The 17,610-nt window shown below is 40.9% G+C and carries 7 protein-coding genes; 1 reads left to right on the forward strand and 6 read right to left on the reverse strand.

Annotated elements, in window-relative coordinates:
* On the reverse strand, positions 1 to 4,711 hold a 4,711-nt coding region (locus DWY07_RS04585), incomplete at its 3' end, for a DUF5979 domain-containing protein (protein ID WP_207660233.1).
* A 357-nt stretch (positions 4,712 to 5,068) separates the two neighbouring features.
* Positions 5,069 to 10,741, reverse strand: coding sequence for a CDP-glycerol glycerophosphotransferase family protein (locus DWY07_RS04590; protein ID WP_117822341.1), 5,673 nt, complete (start codon positions 10,739 to 10,741; stop codon positions 5,069 to 5,071).
* Between the two features lie 219 nt (positions 10,742 to 10,960).
* Here DWY07_RS04590 and DWY07_RS04595 point away from each other — a divergent pair, with 219 nt between their 5' ends.
* The gene (locus tag DWY07_RS04595; RefSeq protein ID WP_117822342.1) at positions 10,961 to 11,995 is read left to right on the forward strand and encodes an acyltransferase; all 1,035 of its coding nucleotides are present in this window, start codon (positions 10,961 to 10,963) and stop codon (positions 11,993 to 11,995) included.
* 44 nt (positions 11,996 to 12,039) lie between these two features.
* Here the strand turns inward: DWY07_RS04595 and DWY07_RS04600 are convergent, their stop codons facing one another.
* From DWY07_RS04600 to DWY07_RS04615, 4 genes are read right to left on the reverse strand one after another with little or no spacing between them, the layout of a single operon-like run.
* Positions 12,040 to 13,230: an acyltransferase gene (locus DWY07_RS04600; RefSeq protein WP_117808123.1), complete on the reverse strand. Its 1,191-nt coding sequence runs from the start codon at positions 13,228 to 13,230 to the stop codon at positions 12,040 to 12,042.
* A gap of 59 nt (positions 13,231 to 13,289) precedes the next feature.
* The gene (ybaK, locus tag DWY07_RS04605; RefSeq protein ID WP_117808122.1) at positions 13,290 to 13,772 is read right to left on the reverse strand and encodes a Cys-tRNA(Pro) deacylase; all 483 of its coding nucleotides are present in this window, start codon (positions 13,770 to 13,772) and stop codon (positions 13,290 to 13,292) included.
* A gap of 6 nt (positions 13,773 to 13,778) precedes the next feature.
* Positions 13,779 to 14,162, reverse strand: coding sequence for a response regulator (locus DWY07_RS04610; protein ID WP_117822343.1), 384 nt, complete (start codon positions 14,160 to 14,162; stop codon positions 13,779 to 13,781).
* Positions 14,159 to 17,554, reverse strand: a complete 3,396-nt coding sequence (locus DWY07_RS04615) for an ATP-binding protein (RefSeq protein ID WP_117822344.1) — start codon at positions 17,552 to 17,554, stop codon at positions 14,159 to 14,161. Before DWY07_RS04615 ends, DWY07_RS04610 begins: the two co-directional genes overlap by 4 nt.
* Positions 17,555 to 17,610 lie beyond the last annotated feature (56 nt).

The following is a 17,610-nucleotide window of genomic DNA, read 5'->3' on the forward strand; positions in this document are numbered from 1 at the left end:
CTGTTATGCTTCCATCCTCTTTGACATACTTTCCATTTGCATCTGTTACATAAATTGTAAAGTTCTTACCTGCTGCTCCAAAGTCATATCCTACAACTGCCTTGGCTACGGTTAAACTTCCCTTATCCTGGGTATAAGTGTTCGTTACGGTTGCGGTCGTGGTTGTATCCTTAGTTACCTTAACATCCCCCGTTCCGGTTACTGTTAATGCATAACCAGCTTTTGCTGCATCCGTTTCATTCTCGGCTACTGTATAGGTTCCTACCGGTATGTCATTGATCGTTACGCTTCCGTTTGCCGGCACGCTGATTCCTGTCTTGGTTGCTGTTATGCTTCCATCCTCTTTGACATACTTTCCATTTGCATCTGTTACATAAATTGTAAAGTTCTTGCCTGCTGCTCCAAAGTCATATCCTACAACTTTCTTGGCTACGGTTAAGCTTCCCTTATCCTGGGTATAAGTGTTCGTTACGGTTGCGGTCGTGGTTGTATCCTTAGTTACCTTAACATCCCCCGTTCCGGTTACTGTTAATGCATAACCAGCTTTTGCTGCATCCGTTTCATTCTCGGCTACTGTATAGGTTCCTACCGGTATGTCATTGATCGTTACGCTTCCGTTTGCCGGCACGCTGATTCCTGTCTTGGTTGCTGTTATGCTTCCATCCTCTTTGACATACTTTCCATTTGCATCTGTTACATAAATTGTAAAGTTCTTGCCTGCTGCTCCAAAGTCATATCCTACAACTTTCTTGGCTACGGTTAAGCTTCCCTTATCCTGGGTATAAGTGTTCGTTACGGTTGCGGTCGTGGTTGTATCCTTAGTTACCTTAACATCCCCCGTTCCGGTTACTGTTAATGCATAACCAGCTTTTGCTGCATCCGTTTCATTCTCGGCTACTGTATAATCTCCAACCGGAAGATCCTTGATCGTTACGCTTCCATCGGCCGGTACTTCAATATATACCTGAGCAGCACTTTCTTTTCCGTCTTTGTCATAGTATTTATTTGTTGTCTTATTCTTTACAGAAATCTTATATGTTGTTCCTGCATCCGGTGTATACGCACCACTTACTACCTTTTCAAGCTTCAGATCACCCTTCTTTGGTGCTGTAGAATTATCAAATCCCAACGCATCTGCTGAATAGGAACCTGCAACCGGTGTTCCATCCGATTCATATTTCTGAACGGACACATTCTTGGTATAGATACCTGATGCTGCATTTGCATCTACTTCCAACGATATAATATAGAAGGAAGCGTCATATGTCATTCCAGGGACAGTACCTTCCTGCTCAGACACTACATAATAAAAAGTTTTTCCGATATCAGCTGTGTCATACTGAATCTCTCCAAAACTTCCTACACCGGTAACTGTACTGGAAGTTACAGTTTTTCCAACTCCGCCTGATTTTGTAGAATACGTTACTTTTCCGGCGGCAAAACTTGGTTTGTTTATTTCTGTCAGGTCAAATGTAAATTCTTCATAACCCTGCAGTGAGTCTGTATCTCCATCAACCGTTTTCTTAACTGTAAAGCTGCCCGGTTTATTCTCATAATACAGATAACCGCTGTTAAATCGCTGATCTACCCAGCTTGGAGCAACCACATCACTGTTACTCTTACTTACCATAAAGTAATATGGATCTTTATTTACTTCAAAATTATCATCTGCAGTTGTTTCATACAGTGCAAATACCTTATCATATGCAAGACCGCTAATCTCCTTGGTACCATCAGCACCTAAAGATATATTCGTCATAACAGGTGTAGGACCAATATCCTTTGTCCACTCACCTGCAGCATTTTTCTTACATTCATACAGGGCAAATGTCGAGCCATTCAACATCTGCATCTGCTTATTGCTATCTGTCCAGTACTTATACAATGTGATCGTACCTGTTACAGATTCTGCCCATACGTTCGGTTTCTGGACAATTGTTGAAATACTTGTATTTGTTGATCCGTTTGATCCTGTATAACCTGTAAGGCTGAAACTGTTCGAAGCATTGGAAGCATTCAGCGAACCACCAAATACCTGATTAACTTCTGCTCTGTATACAAGCTTCAGTGCTTTGCCATCCGGCAAAGCCATTTTTACAGTTCTGCTGTTGCTGTCATATGAATAAGCACATCCGGAAGTAACATCCGTCCAGTTTGAACTGTCTTTTTCCGGATCTCCTTCACCGGTATATTCATAAATGTGAAGAGAATCAACCTGGAAGATCAATGCGCTGCCCATTTTATCTTCGGCATAGATTGTCTTTCCATTTGCAAGTTTTGCAGCATTTGTATTGACATATACGGTATATTCCACAACCTGATCTTTGACTGTTGTAGATTCACCATTGTTCTTCTTCTGATCCAGAATATATACACCTGACTTCTTAACTGTATCTCCAGGTGTTAACGTATTCGTTGTTGAACCATTACCTTTGGTCTCTCCATTATAAGAAACCTCTGCATTGTTTGTTACACTGATCGTAGCACCATTCTTAACATAATCTGTTAATATATCATCTGCTACCGATGCAGAATATGTAATCTCTGCCACATACTTGGTAAATGAAGTATTCGATGCTACATCTGCTATACCATCCAATATCTGCTGTGTAACAGGGATCGAGTATGTGATCGTATGTCCGCTGATGCTTCCCGTGATGGCTGCTGCACTGCCATCTGCCTGTGAATACCACTGGTTTGCCCATTTTTTCAGCTGCAGCTCAGCATCATCATTAAACTGCAGCGTATCAGGCAGCGTATCAGTAACTGTGATCACATCGCCAACCTTCAGATCATCGGAAATCTCAGATAAATTAATAGATAACGAATAATCGATCGTATTCAGTTTTGTTGTGCTGACCGTTCCTGTCTTATCCAGACTATTTGTATATTTATAATTTGCTTCTGCATCCGCAGAGAACTTTGTATCATTCTTATCCTTATAAGTCAGATTTGCATGGTTAATAAAATTTGCCCCATCTGTAAGATTTTCCGGCTTGGTAATAATTGTAACCTCTATAACCTGTCCCTTCTTTGATGCGATATACGCATCATCAAATCGGAACTGGATACCCCACTGATCTGCTTTCGTGACAGAAGCTACAATTCCATTTCCGGCTACCAGAGAACCATTGTTGATGACATTTGTTCCCTCAATATCCACATTAGACACAAATGACTGCCAGCTTCCATTTGATTTATCGGATTCATTTAATGACACTTCTGTGATCGTATCTGATGCAGGTATATTGATTGATATCTTCCATGTTAATGTACCATCTGCATTTGCTTTTACAAATTCCTTATCCAGAATACCCTTGCCATCTGTCTGCATGGTACCGGTCTTTTTATATTTCGTTCCATCAAAATCTACATCTACATCATTTGTAAGCACTGTCGGAAGTGCAGAATCCAAGGCAGTATCTGCTACATCCGTTGTATATGTGAATTTGTATGTATCACCATTCTTTGTAAAGTCACTAAGCTTCAGATCAGCAAGGCTTACCCCTGCCGGAAGACCGGAAGCTGTAAGATACTGTCCTAATGTATCCTTGATCGCTACATTATTAATATCAAAGGTTGGATCCTTTGTCAGATCTCCCAACTGAAGCTCAACTGTCCATGTGATCGATGTCTTCTTGCCGGATGCATCCGTGTTCCAGGTTCCGTTCTTGGACAACGATGGTTTTCTGATATTAAGCCCTGTTGTAACACTGCCTGTATCCTTGTCATTGTCCTTATTCGTCTTATATTTTACTGAGAACTTATTGTCGAAGATATTCACATCACCTTCCGCAAATGCCTGCTTTACATCTGCTGCACTGACTGTTACATCATAGGTGATCTTCGCTGTTTTTGCTGATTCATCCTTCGAATCAAGAACCATGCCTGACATTGCTGCCTGTGCATCTGACCAGCTTGTGTAACCGGTTCCGTTTACCTGTATATTTGATATATTCGTAAGCGCAGAACCCATCGTCTCTGTTGCATCCCCGAGTGTAACCTTGCCATTATATGCCGTGACCGTTACTTCATAGGACTGTGTGATAGAGCCATCCGGATTCCATGTTACAGCACCCTTGCTCTTGTTGGAGCCTGCATAGCTTTCGGCCTCATTCAGATCAACATTAACAGTAAAGCTTGCATCTCCGATCTTAATCTTTCCTTTGTCTTCTGTATTCAGATCAGACGATGAAAAATCAACCGTTCCATCGATGTTCGCCCATCCATTGATCTCACTTTCTTCCAGAAACTCATCTCTTAAAGTGATATAATATTTGCCCTCTTGTATATACCAGGTACCAACATCTTTACCACTTTCATCATATAGAACAGTTTCTGCATAATCGTTAATTTCAATTCCCTGTGATTTCAGGTCGACTTCAAAATTCTTTACACCGGAATTGTTAGCGATTGCCCATTTAAATGATATTCCAACGCTGTCTCCATTTTTCACGTTTGAATCATCTTTGACTACCGTTCCATTCACAGTAATTTCAAAGTCACTGAGAGTCAGTCCATCCGTATTTGCCAAAGGAGTAATTCCCTTTTCGCTCTCCTCTGCATCTGACGCTGTCGCCGGCTGTGCACTGTTTCCAGCTTTTGCACTGGTACTTCCAAGACCTGTTCCACCGCTGACTGGTGAACAAACTGAGAAGACCATGAGCAATGCCAGTAAAAGCGCAACTACTTTTTTGCTTTTCCTTCCCATTCTCTCTACCTCCATTTGTTGTTCTTGTTCTCTTTTTCTTTGTTGTTCTTTGCTCTTTTGTTGCTTCCTTCAGATATATTATTATACGCACCTCTTTAATTTTGAGCGCAAGAAACTGCTATACCTGAATATAGATACTTAACATTATACACAACCGGATCTTCATTTCAATATATTTTTATCTTAATTCTTTATAAATATAAACAGGAATCCCATATTTCGTTTATTCCGTAAAGAAACGCTCTCTTCGCATAACAAATTTCTGGAGTTTTTTACTTTATAAGACAAACTTTCCTATAAAGTAAAAAGAGCCGCTCCCCATAATCGGGAACGGCTCCTGTATTGTTGTCACATTTTCTATCTCTGTTGCTGCAGATATTCTGCAACTCGTCTGACTGAATTACCATCGCAGTCAGCAAATACATCTTTTCTAAATACTTCCAGCTTCTGATAATCATATGATTCAATCTGTCGGATCTCATTCACCAGATCTTCTGCAGACTTCACGATCGGACAGAACATTTCATTTGCAAATTCTTCTGCTGTTATCTGAATGCTGTCTTTTTCTATGAATGTCTCATAATCATATGCAGATGAATACATCGGTTTTCCAAGCAGCACACTCTCAAAGAATAAAGCACTGTAATCTCCTACGATCACATCGGCTGCCATCAGCAGTCTTCGTGCCGGAATCTCTTTTTCGAGCACCTTGCAGAAACCAGGGATCTCGTACTGTTCCAGGTTCTTTTCCTTCTGACCTGCCTGATCAAAATGAAGCACAACCATGTACTTATCCTGAAGCGCTGTCTGCATTTTGCTCAGAGAAAGCATCGCCGTCTTTCTGGTTTCTTTATCTTTTCTCCAGCTTGGCATATACAGAATGATCTTACGTCCATTCAGCTCCGGTATCAGCTTCATAAGTGCATTTCTGGATTCCTCTATCAGCTTCTGGTCAAAATACTGATCCGTATTGCAACTTCCCTTCAGTCCACAATAAACATTTCCATTTCCGGAATAGGTCTTACGGAACAGATCTTCCTGTCCTTCAGACGGAATCTGAAGCACCGAAACCGGATTCTGTGCAGCAAGATGCGCGCCCTTTCTCTTCCACCTAATCTCATCAACAGCCTGAAGTTCTTTCTTATATAATGAAAATGCAAGCTCTGGCAACATAATCTGCTCTGTTTCCTCCCGAAGTTCACAGCGACACAGGATTGAAACAGGTTTTGAAGTCACAATATATCTTGCTGTTGCAAGCTCCCTTGCTAATAGCAGAAGATCCGTCTTTTTCTGATCCAGCATTAATACCTTACAGGAGATCTTCTGTTCCTTCAGATATTCCTTCAACTGGAACAATGGATCATTATTTGTGAGTGCTCTTTCAGATAACAGAACGATCTGATCTACAATATCCGTTTCCGGAACGACCAGCTCATATGCCTCTGCAAATTCATCCGCAACCTTCTTCAGCTCCTGATATTTCTCATAAAATTCTTTATTCTTTTTCTGCTCATCCTTTGTAACCAGATTATCGTAATCCTTGTAATGTGCAAGCAGATAATCACGCACACGCTCCATGGAATGTCCGTCGCAGTTTGCAAACATCTTCTCCCGGAACTGATCCATCTTCTGATAATCATAGTGATCGATCTGCTTCAACTGATCCGCAAGCTCCTGTTCGGTTCTGACGATCGGGCAGAACAGGTTCTGATCAAATGCATTTGCATGCAGGGACATATTCAGCCCCTTGATGATCTTCTCATAATCATAGGCGGTCGAATATGCCGGCTTACGCAGAATCGTTGTCTCAAAGAAGGAATCTCTGTAATCACCTACGATCACATCACTTGCTACCATTAAGGCACGGATCGTCATACCATTGTTCTTGTTAATACATTTACTGAAGCCTTCTACTTCCAGTTCATTCTTAAATCCATTCTTGCTCTGGATCGCATTCAGGCTGACAACCACACAGTACTTATCACCGATCAGTTTGCTTAATGCCTGCATATTGAAGATTCTCGCCCATATGCTGCTGGAATTCACTCTACGAAGCGTTGGCATGTACAGGATAACCTTTCTGTCTGCTGTCTCCGGGAAAAGATCCTGCAGCTTCTGTTTTGCCTCACTGATGAAGTCCTTATCAAAATACATATCCGTACTGCAGTTTCCATACAGAACTTCCCGATCCATTTCCTTTGGCGAGAACTGCTTATCAAATTCCGCTCTCTGATGTTCCGATGGAACCTGAAGGATATCCGTATCATTATTCAGGACATAATCAAAATATTTCTGCTTCCATTTGAGGAAATAGCGAACCTCATACCCCTGATTATAAAGGTTAAATGCATTATCACGAAGCATGATCATATCTGTTCCCATTCTGAAGGATGTCCGACAGAACAGGTGGATCGCTGCCGGAACAATAATGTATCTTGCAGATGCAACAATCGCTGCAATCTCTTCATCCGTCTTTTTGGTGTTACCCATACGAAGCAAAACAACCGAAAATTCCTTATGTGCTTTCATCATTTCTGCCATCTTGCCAAGATATCCGGATGTAAAATTCTTCGCATTTGTTACAAATACGATCTTGTTCTCAATACCGTATACATCCGATGCCTCGTCATATAATTCGGCAAATCGCTCTGCACGCTCCTTGATCTCTTCGTATTTCTCTTTGTATTTTCTGTTCTCTTCCAGTTCTCCTTCTGATAACAGTCTGCCGGAAGCATATCCATCACCCGGCATGATCTGGTACATCTCAAAATACCGTCTTTTTACTTCTTCCGAAGCACGGGTTACAGACATCGTGATACTCGTCGTAACACTTCCCATTCCACGGGTTTTCTCCTTCGACGCAAAGCTGTCTAACATCTTCATGGTAAATGGCGGTGCAAATTCACGCTTCTTACCATAGAGGGAAATCGAATCTACCAGTCCACCGATCTGCTCAGCAAATTCCTCATTTTCCAGATTATTTCTATAATAATTCAATGCAAATTCATACAGCATCCGGTCTGTATCTTCCGGTGTATGAAGTGGAAGCTTCGCATACTGATATGCAAATTCCGGAAGAAGTCTCTGCATGGAGTCAAACAGGCTCGTATCGTGTGGAACCGGAACAATGATCGGCTCTACCCTGCCATCTACTACCTGATATTTCTCAATACTCTTATATGGCATATTTGCAAAGATACCTTCCATAAAGAACTGTGCTGTATTATTGGTTGTAAAATTATACCGTACGGAATGACCAATCGTCGGAAGTACCGTTCTGCTGTAATAATAAGGCACATCCACTTCTTCCCCTACAATATCATGCCACAGTCTGACAAAGCAGTCCTGTGTATAACCTCTGCCCCAGTATTCCACAAAGGCAAATTTCTCTGTCCGGTCAATCTCCTGCTCCAGATATCTGCTGACAAGTACACGTTCTTCTGCTCCCTTTTTCATCAGATACTGATTATAGCTTTCGGACTTTTTAAATATGTCGATCAGACCATTTAATACTTTCTTATCTGTAAAATTAACTCCATCCAAAACAACCGCCGGGAAAAACTTACGGAACTGACGGTCTGTCAGATCCATTGCTTTTAACAGCTTGTCCTTAGAAGTGATATTTCCAAAACTGCCATATGGCTCCCAGAATTCACGGTCAACCTCATGGATAAAAGAAGGGATTCTCCATGTTCTTCTGGATGCATAGATGTATTTTGTCTTTACGTTAAGTCCCCGCGCCTCAATGATCGCATCTGCGATCCGTTTTAATGGATGTCCGTCACGGGAAATGAAATATAACGTCTGATATCCTCTTCTGATCGCATCCCGAAGCGCCCAGTCTACATATGGAACCATGCAGATCGTCACAAATGTGGATACAAATTCATCTCTTGTATATACTGCCTTTGCAGCCATTCTGGTCTGAAGTGCAGCCACCAGATAGGAATCATACGTTCCAAGCTGTTCTACCAACTGTGTCTGAATATCGGAAAATTCCGGTTTTGCAACCTGTCTTACTTCGATTCCAATCTTTCTTGGCGGATTGTGATCGGCAATCGGATTATCACCATAATGAACCCACTTCTTAAAATCATAATATGGTTCAAAACTTGCAAATACTTCAAAGAATAACTGCTGTGATACCTTCTGAACTCCATATTCACAGGACAGATACAGTGGCAGTTCTGTTAACATCGGCTCCGCTCTGCGGAGCATCTCAAGGATCACATTCTTCGGCAGATACATATCACTGACCAGAATAACCGTATCTTTCTGTGCCAGATATTTCTTAATCATATCGATCTGCTCCGGCAACGGGACTACATTGTCATATTCACATTCCAGCTCCCAAGCCTTTAGCTTCTGTACCTGCTCATCTGTCAGATTATATACGGATGCCATACGGGCAAAGATCTCATCAAACTGAATCTCAACCTTTTCTGATTCACGAAGTGCAATTGATTTATTATAATATTCTCTTACATTGGCTTCTGATGTTTTACGGATCGATGGATAATTCAGAACAAGCGCTCTTGGGAACCCTCCATCCTCCTGCATTTTTTCCTGTACATAGTAGAAGATGCCAACCGGATCGAGTACCTTTCTGGAAAACAGCGTATCAAAGATATCAAAGCTATACAGAGTTGGAAGCTCTACCTTCTCCGGTACAAATGCGATCGTGCTGTCAATGATCTTATCCATACTGTCTGAAGTAGAATACTCCCAGTACAGCTTACTGATCCGATCCAGACTATCGCTGATATCGTCTTTCTCATATTCCGAAAGTGCCTGAACCAATTCATCAAAATTCTTACATTTTCGGCCCGGTGTAACCTCATCATAATCCATCGGGAAATCCAGATCGTCATTGTCAAAGTCAAACGCATACCGCAGGAAATGCTTGCAGCCTGCCGCAATAAAATCTGTAAATATAGAGGAATAATCCATGATACACAGATCGATCTTATCTAAGATCTCATAGAAATCATTGGTGTTATCCCAGAACAAAAGCCATTTACAATCTGCATATCTCTGCTTTGCCCAGAGGAATCCCTGTTCCTTTTCAAGCAGCGGATGCATCTTAAATATCATCAACAGATGCTCTTTCTCACATACCTCTATGATACGGTCAATATCCGGAATTGCCTTGGAGAACAGCTCACCATCCGGATTATTCCGATACGTTGGTGTATATGCAACAATCTTGGTATCCTCCGGAAGCCCCTTCTGTCCGATCAGATCATGATCATATGTTTCAATCTTCTTATAATTCGCTTGATACAGGCATCTTGGATATCCGGCTCTTACAATCTGCTTCTCCGTTAATCCAAGCTCCGCCTTTGCTATATTCTCAATAAATGCAGATGGTGCCAGATATAATTCATAGGTACGATAATATTCATTTCTTGCAATATATTTCTTTGCAAGCTCCGGCAGTAAACGTCCTTCTTTGATCTTACGCTCTACAACCTTTACACCGCCAACACCGTGCCAGAGATTCAGATACTTTGCTTGTTCCAGTCCATCCGGAATAAATGCCTTTACCTGCTCAGAAACCAGTACGCCGGTATAGCTGATGATCGTTTCTGCCTGAGGTGTTCCCATGCGATATGCATGAAAGCCCATACCACGGATCATCTCGATCAGTTCTACATCATCACACAGCCAGTATGGAACAATATCTTTTCTATAATTATTGATATACAAAAACAGATATTTTGGATTCCCCCGAAAATCATTACTGTACTGCCCGGCACAGAACGCCCATACCTTGTCCTTTTCTTTTCCTGCACAGATCTCATGAACATGAGCGGTTTCCTCTGCATTTATCTCATCTTCCATTGCCCGGATCTGATCCAGTTTTTCCTGCTTTGCCTGTTCGATCAGTTCTTTTTTCTGTTCAATATCTATCTCCTGATCTTCCAGTATTACTTTCTCTGTAATATCAGCTTTCCCTGCAGCCTCTGTATTGATTTCTTTTCCATCTATTTTTTTATTTAAAAACTTTTTTAATACACCTAAATGCATTGATCCTGACTCCTCTTGTATTAATAAACATAATTAGGTTTATTATAGAACATAACATAAGTTCAGGCAAGCCCATGTTATATTTATTAAGATAGCATCCGCGACATTTCATTGTTTTATCCGATTTGTTAATATTGGCATATGTACAAGCTTTACTTTTTGCGGTATGATTGTTTTTGCACATTGAACCAGTAATATATATTGAAAAAGGAGTTTAAAATGAATACTGTAAAGACAAGGAAAAGACCAACATGGGATGTAATCTCAGATTATCGTGGGGTTTTGATGGGAATTTCTATTATATGTATTATAATCTTTCATTATGTGGAGGACTGTGGCATCTATCACGTCCACAAAAACGGATGGGTAGAATTTTTCCGTAACTATATCACCAGTTCAAGTGTAGACGGTTTTCTTTTCTTATCCGGTTTTGGTTTGTACTACGCAATGAAAAAGCATCCGGATATTTCCCAGTTTTATAAGCGGAGATTCACACGGATTCTTATTCCTTATTTTTTAATTGCCATCCCTGCGCTCTGCTGGAATGATTTTTTATTTGATAAGACTGGGGTAAAAGCTTTTTTCTCTGATTTGTCCTTTTATTCATTTTTCACCCGAGGGATGTCATGGTTCTGGTATATTTTATTAATTTGCTTTTGTTATCTTATCTTTCCATTCATTTTCCGCGCAATAGATAAGGCACCAGATGAAGAATCTGAGCAAATGCGTATAATTAATTTATTTACTTTTTTTACCATGATCACATTTGTAATCCGCTTATCCAATAAAGAGTTGTTTGATAATACCAATCTGGCCTTATTACGTATTCCCTTTTTCTGTTTAGGCTGTTTTATCGGCAAATACTCATATGAAAAAAGGTCTATATCCGGCGGGACTTATGGATTAATGCTCTTATCGTTATTTGCAATTCAGTTTCGAAAAGGAAGCAAGATCATATTCGCACGATATTCTGCTGCTTTTCTCAATATCAGTGCATGTATTTTAATTGCAATTTTATTCAGCAAGCTGAAACATTTTGAAAAAATACATAATTGGATAAAGAAGTTCTTTGAATGGTTCGGCAAATATTCTCTGGAATTGTATCTGGCACATGTTACTGTACGAGGTGTTATGCGCGATTACGGTCACCCTACCTGTTATGGTCGAAATGAGCTGATTATGGTTGCCATATCTATTGTATTAGCATTAATTGTAAACCAATTAACAAAATGGATTGAACATTTTATTCATTAAACATAAAGGCTTCCTGTTCGAATTATCGTTAGGAAGCCTCTTTTTTATACCTGTTTCTTTTCAAGATATATCCACTTTACATATTTAGAAGTGATGATTGTAAATAATCCCCCTATTAAAATTGTAAATAAAACTGTAAAAATAAAACTTCTGCCCTTTTCATCTGTCAGCCATCGTACAACACTCATCCATACCGGCACGATCATGCACCAGCAAACCATAATCATTCGAAAAATAAAAGCTTTCTTTGAATTAGTATTCGCTGTATACTTGCCATTCATATATGGCCACCACCGATTCATCACATATGCAATTCCCAGAAGCAAAGCTTCTACACCAAACACCATGAACATTTTGATAAACGAACTTGATAATTTATCTGCCCATATTGCTTGACATATTCGAATTAAAGCTATATGTGCTCCCAGCGCAAATAATGTATTTCTTCCCATAAAAGCAAGAACTTTATCCTTTGAGAACTCGCTGAATAACAAGATCAGGGCAATACTAAATGTTAATGATGATGTCACAAATAATGGTATTGAATAATATTGTCCATATACCATGAACACAGTCTTATTGCTGAATGCACTAACAAATCCAATTGTTGTAAGTATAACTATTACAAGGTTCTTATAATTTCTCAATACATTCTTTTCCAGTATATATCTGCGAACCAAATAACCAGTATAAATATAACCTGCTCCGACCATTCCTGTATTAACATGGTATGGCAACTGCTTATCTGAAAAATAAAATCCCAGAGCCATGATGCCAAATGCCATAAGTAACCGAAGCCATCGTTGTCTTCCTGTTATTTTTACTATAATCAGAATATATAAATATGCAAAAAATAATGCTCCAAGAAACCAAACCGGATTTACAGTCGCAGGATAAATTTTATCCTGCGATACAAGATTTCCTATTAATGTATGCCAATAATTTGCTTTTCCCTTTCGCAAAACCCGATAATTTAATACCCATATTGGAAATAACGAAAATACAACCCAAAAATATGGAATAATAATACTTTGAAACTTATGTCCAACCTGCGAAATCAAACTTCTTTCCAACACTTTTTCCGGATAAAATAATAATCCTGATATCATAAAAAACAACGGCATATGAAATGCCGCTCCAACATGTGATATCACTCCGAGCACACTTGCATGACACAAAACAACAATAAAAAAGGCAAAGCCTCTCAACTGATCAATCCAGTCCTTCCTCTCCATTTAATTCTCTCCCCATTTGTTTTATTACGACTTTATCTATAATCTTCTAATGTCAAAAATCACTTAGCCGATATAATATCCGCATACCGTCCGTTCACCGCGCGAACTAAATCATCCGGCTTTAACATGATCTGTTCGCCAAGGCGTCCACCGGATACGATCATCTGAGGAAGTGTTTCCGCACTTTCATGGATCACGGTCGGATATGCTTTCTTCATGCCGATCGGTGTACAGCCGCCACGGATATACCCGGTAACTTTATTGATATCTTTTACAGGAAGTAGCTCAAGGTTTTTCTCACCGACAACCTTAGCTGCTTTTTTCAGGTCGATCTCTTTGTCGATTGGAAGTGCAAATACATAATATCCCTGACTCTTTCCGACCGTAACGATCGTCTTGAAGCTCTCGTCGTAGCTCTGTCCAAGCATATCTGCAACATGCACACCATCGATAAATTCTTCACAGTTATATTGATTGAGCGTATACGGAATCTTCATACGATCGAGAATCCGCATCGCATTTGTCTTTGTCTCTTTTCCCATTGTTTCTTATATCCTTACACACTCATGAATATTTAAGACACGTTCGAGCCGCGCTGTTAATGCATTCGCTGTAAATGGTTTACAGATGTAGTCTTCCGCTCCTGCTTCAAAGCATTTTGTCTCTGAATACTCATCTGTAACTGCCGTCAGGAAAATAACCGGAATACTCTTATATTCCTGATTCACCTTCAGTCTGGATATCACATCATATCCATCCATACCCGGCATCTTCAGATCCAACAGGATGACATCCGGATGAATCCGTTCAAGGACACGGAACGCCTTCTGTCCATCATTCACGGCTGATACTTCAAATTTGTCCTCCAGGATTCCCTGGATCATATCAAGTATCATCTTATCATCATCTATAACCAATACTGTTCGTTTCACTTAAGTATCCTCCTAATATCCGTTTCCAGTTTTTCTGCCAGTTCATAAGCTTTATCCATATCATAATCTGAAACATACTGATACAGCTTATCGAGTATTCCATAATACTTTGCACCCATTTCATCTGCTAACTCCGGTATCTCTATCTTGTACAATCGTTCCAGACAGGTGCATGCAGCTTTCTCTTTATACTCAAAAACAGCAGTTTTTAATTCACTGATGATCGTAAGCATCTCCGTTATATTTGTGACCGCTTCTTTTTCTATTTTACCATCTGTTTCTATATTCGCAAGCCATTTTTTTATCTGCTCCAGAAGCTCCCGGTACTGGCTTACTGCCTGGTCATGATTCATCTGAATGTACGCCAATGCCGTCTGTGGATCCTTACATGCTTCTTCCAGCCCTGCAGCGGCTGCCGCCATAGAATCTGCACCAATGCTTGCGGATATTCCCTTCAGGCCGTGGATCGTTATATCATAATTAAAAATGTCTTCTTTGTTCTTACATTCTTCAAGCTTCTGGATCCGTTCTTCACTTCCATCCAGATAAGTCTGCAGCAGACTGATATACAGCTCTCTGCTTCCGCCAATATAGGATAAGGCTTTCGCGATATCAATTCCCGGTATGCTCCATTCTTCTGCCTGCTGTAGATCCGGTGTGCCGTCTGTTTCCTGTCCTCCTGTGACAGTATCTCCATTCCCGTCTCCACATTCCGTTACATATTCCTGTGGAAGATTATCTTTAATGATCTGTTCAAAGCGTTCCGGATTGATCGGCTTCGACAGATAACCGCAGAAGCCAGCATCCAGATACGTTTGCTTTGCTCCTGATAATGCATTTGCCGTAATCGCAACTGCCGGTATATCTTTATAAATGCCGCCATCCATGGTCTTCACATGCTGGAGCATCTCGATTCCATCCATTTCCGGCATCATATGATCGATCAGCAGAAGCTGATAGGTATGCTGGCGGATCAGTTCCAGTCCTTCTGCCGCACTAAGTGCCGTATCGATCTGAAGTTTTGTATTCTTTGCAAGTCCAACCACGACCTTCAGATTAACCTCATTATCATCTACAACCAGGATCCGGGCATCCTCTGCATGGAAGGACTCCTGATAACAGACCTCTTGATGAAGCTGTTCTTTATATTTCTTTCTGTAATCCCCGATCTGTTCTTCATTTACGATCTCCTGTCCAACCGTTGCCGTAAATGTGGAACCTTCACCATATACACTGCTGACTGTAATATCTCCACCCATTGCAACCAGCAGATTCTTGGTGATCGGAAGTCCCAGTCCTGTACCTTCAACTGAGCGGTTCCGCTTCAGATCCAGTCGTTCAAAATTTGTAAACAGCTTATCCATATCCTCACTCCGCATACCAATGCCAGTATCGGAAACTTCAATCGTCAGGTTCTGTTTATTATCCATAACAGTTCCTGTGATATAGAGACGAACTTCACCCTTTTCTGTATATTTTACTGCATTTGTTAAAAGGTTCATAATAATCTGTTTGATACGCACCTCGTCACCCTTCAAATTCTCATGTAGCTCCGGTTCTACATAGATCTTAAGTTCCAGCCCTTTTTCCATAATACGCTTCTGGATGGATCGTTCAACATCCTCCACAAGGCTGCTCAGCGAATAGTTCTCATTCACCAGATATACCTTTCCGGCTTCAATCTTGGACAGATCCAGAATATCACTGATGATCGTAAGCAACGATTTACCGGAATTCTTGATATACATGGCGTATTCCTTGATATGCGGCTGTCTGCTCTCCCGGAGCACCAGCTCATTCATACCCAGGATCGCATTTAACGGAGTCCTGATCTCATGTGAGATGTTTGCAAGAAATGCGGACTTGCTGTTCGCCGCAGCCTCTGCTTCTTCTGCCTTCTGTTTCAAACGAACCTGAAGCTGCTTGTTCCATGCGATCACCACAAGAAGCATCAGACTTCCAATCAATATGATAAGCAGATCCATAACCGTCTCGCTGACATCGAGTGGATCTGCCTGTGATATATAGCGGCCGGCAAGAACCATATACAAATAATAAACGATGGTACTGATCAGCATAAATATATTCAGTTCCATCTTCTGGTACAATGACACAACAACGGCTGCCGCAAGAAACATATCAGTCAGGCGGTTATGTTCACCCGGTACCAGTCCATACATCGCAACGATTGCAAACAGGCAGCCCGACATACATAATCCATGTATCTTTACCGTAGTCTTTCTGATAAAAGTCACAAGAAAGCTGACCAACATTGTGGTCAATGTCACAACAATGAACACCGGAGCCTTCTGAAACCTGTAAAACATCATGACAAAATATGTAGCCAATAAAATATATACATAGAATACAACCTGTTTTACACGCCTGTTATCCTGCAGAACAGAACCGGACTCATACCGTTCAATCCCAATCGAAGCTCTGCCCTTTTTTCCCGTCCGGTATACACGGACAAACAAGTTCATATAAAGCATGAAGAATACCAGCAGTACAACAATCAGTGTCACCGCAGAAGGAATTGCATTTTTTGCTGCCAGTTTGCTGACTTCATTCTTATCCACGATCGCAACCACATACCAGTTATCAAGGATTGGCTTCACAGATATCCATGCATTATCTGTCTTATAACTGACCGTACCTTCTGTCTCCAACGCAAGTTCCTTATCAATATCTGAAACATAAGTCTCATATGCGTCCGTTCTGTGATACATGCTGTCCAGTGTCTTTCCCATATATGCAGACTCTCCGCCTGCAATAATACTTCCGGTCTGATCTACAATATAGACCTCACCCGTTCCTGCATCCAACTCTTTCAGAAGATCTGACAGCACCTCCAGATCAACATCCACACCAATCAGGTTCGAACCGTCCCGAAACATACGTCCGACGGATACCACCTGCCGGTTCGTCTTCATATCCAGATATGGTGTCGTGATCGTAAGTTCTGTACCATTCTGCTTCATCTCCTGATACCAGGAACGATCCTCGATCCGATATCCCTCTGGCTGCTCCCATGCAGTACTCAGCATCAGTTCTCCGTCAATATATCCATAAATCCCCAGATACTGCATACTTTCTTCATTTTTCAGATAATCGGTCTGTTCGGTAAAATATGTACGGAACTCATCCATACTATATCCCGACTCATGCATATACTGCACTGTGAAATAATTCACTGTCAGAATATCGATCGCATCCGACAGGCAGTTCTGACAGGACATAGCGGCATAATCTATATTATTGTTCATCTCATCATCCACCTGCTCCGTTGTCTCCCGGATCTCTCTTGCACAGAAGATCAGGATCACGCCTGCCATAAGGATCACAAATATACTTATATAAAATGCCAGTCTTTTATATGCTCTTTTTACCATCGTTCACACTCCCCGCCTCTTATCCGCATTTATACCGTTCCCGATCAGGATCTGTC

This window comes from Clostridium sp. AF23-6LB, from assembly GCF_003461085.1.
Classification (GTDB): domain Bacteria; phylum Bacillota; class Clostridia; order Lachnospirales; family Lachnospiraceae; genus Coprococcus; species Coprococcus ammoniilyticus.

What these genes read in the sequence shown, in the direction of transcription:
- DWY07_RS04590 (WP_117822341.1), bottom strand. Translation starts at nt 10,741, where the DNA reads ATGCATTTAGGTGTATTAAAAAAGTTTTTAAATAAAAAAATAGATGGA.
- DWY07_RS04615 (WP_117822344.1), bottom strand. Translation starts at nt 17,554, where the DNA reads ATGGTAAAAAGAGCATATAAAAGACTGGCATTTTATATAAGTATATTT.
- DWY07_RS04595 (WP_117822342.1), top strand. Translation starts at nt 10,961, where the DNA reads ATGAATACTGTAAAGACAAGGAAAAGACCAACATGGGATGTAATCTCA.
- ybaK (WP_117808122.1), bottom strand. Translation starts at nt 13,772, where the DNA reads ATGGGAAAAGAGACAAAGACAAATGCGATGCGGATTCTCGATCGTATG.
- DWY07_RS04600 (WP_117808123.1), bottom strand. Translation starts at nt 13,230, where the DNA reads ATGGAGAGGAAGGACTGGATTGATCAGTTGAGAGGCTTTGCCTTTTTT.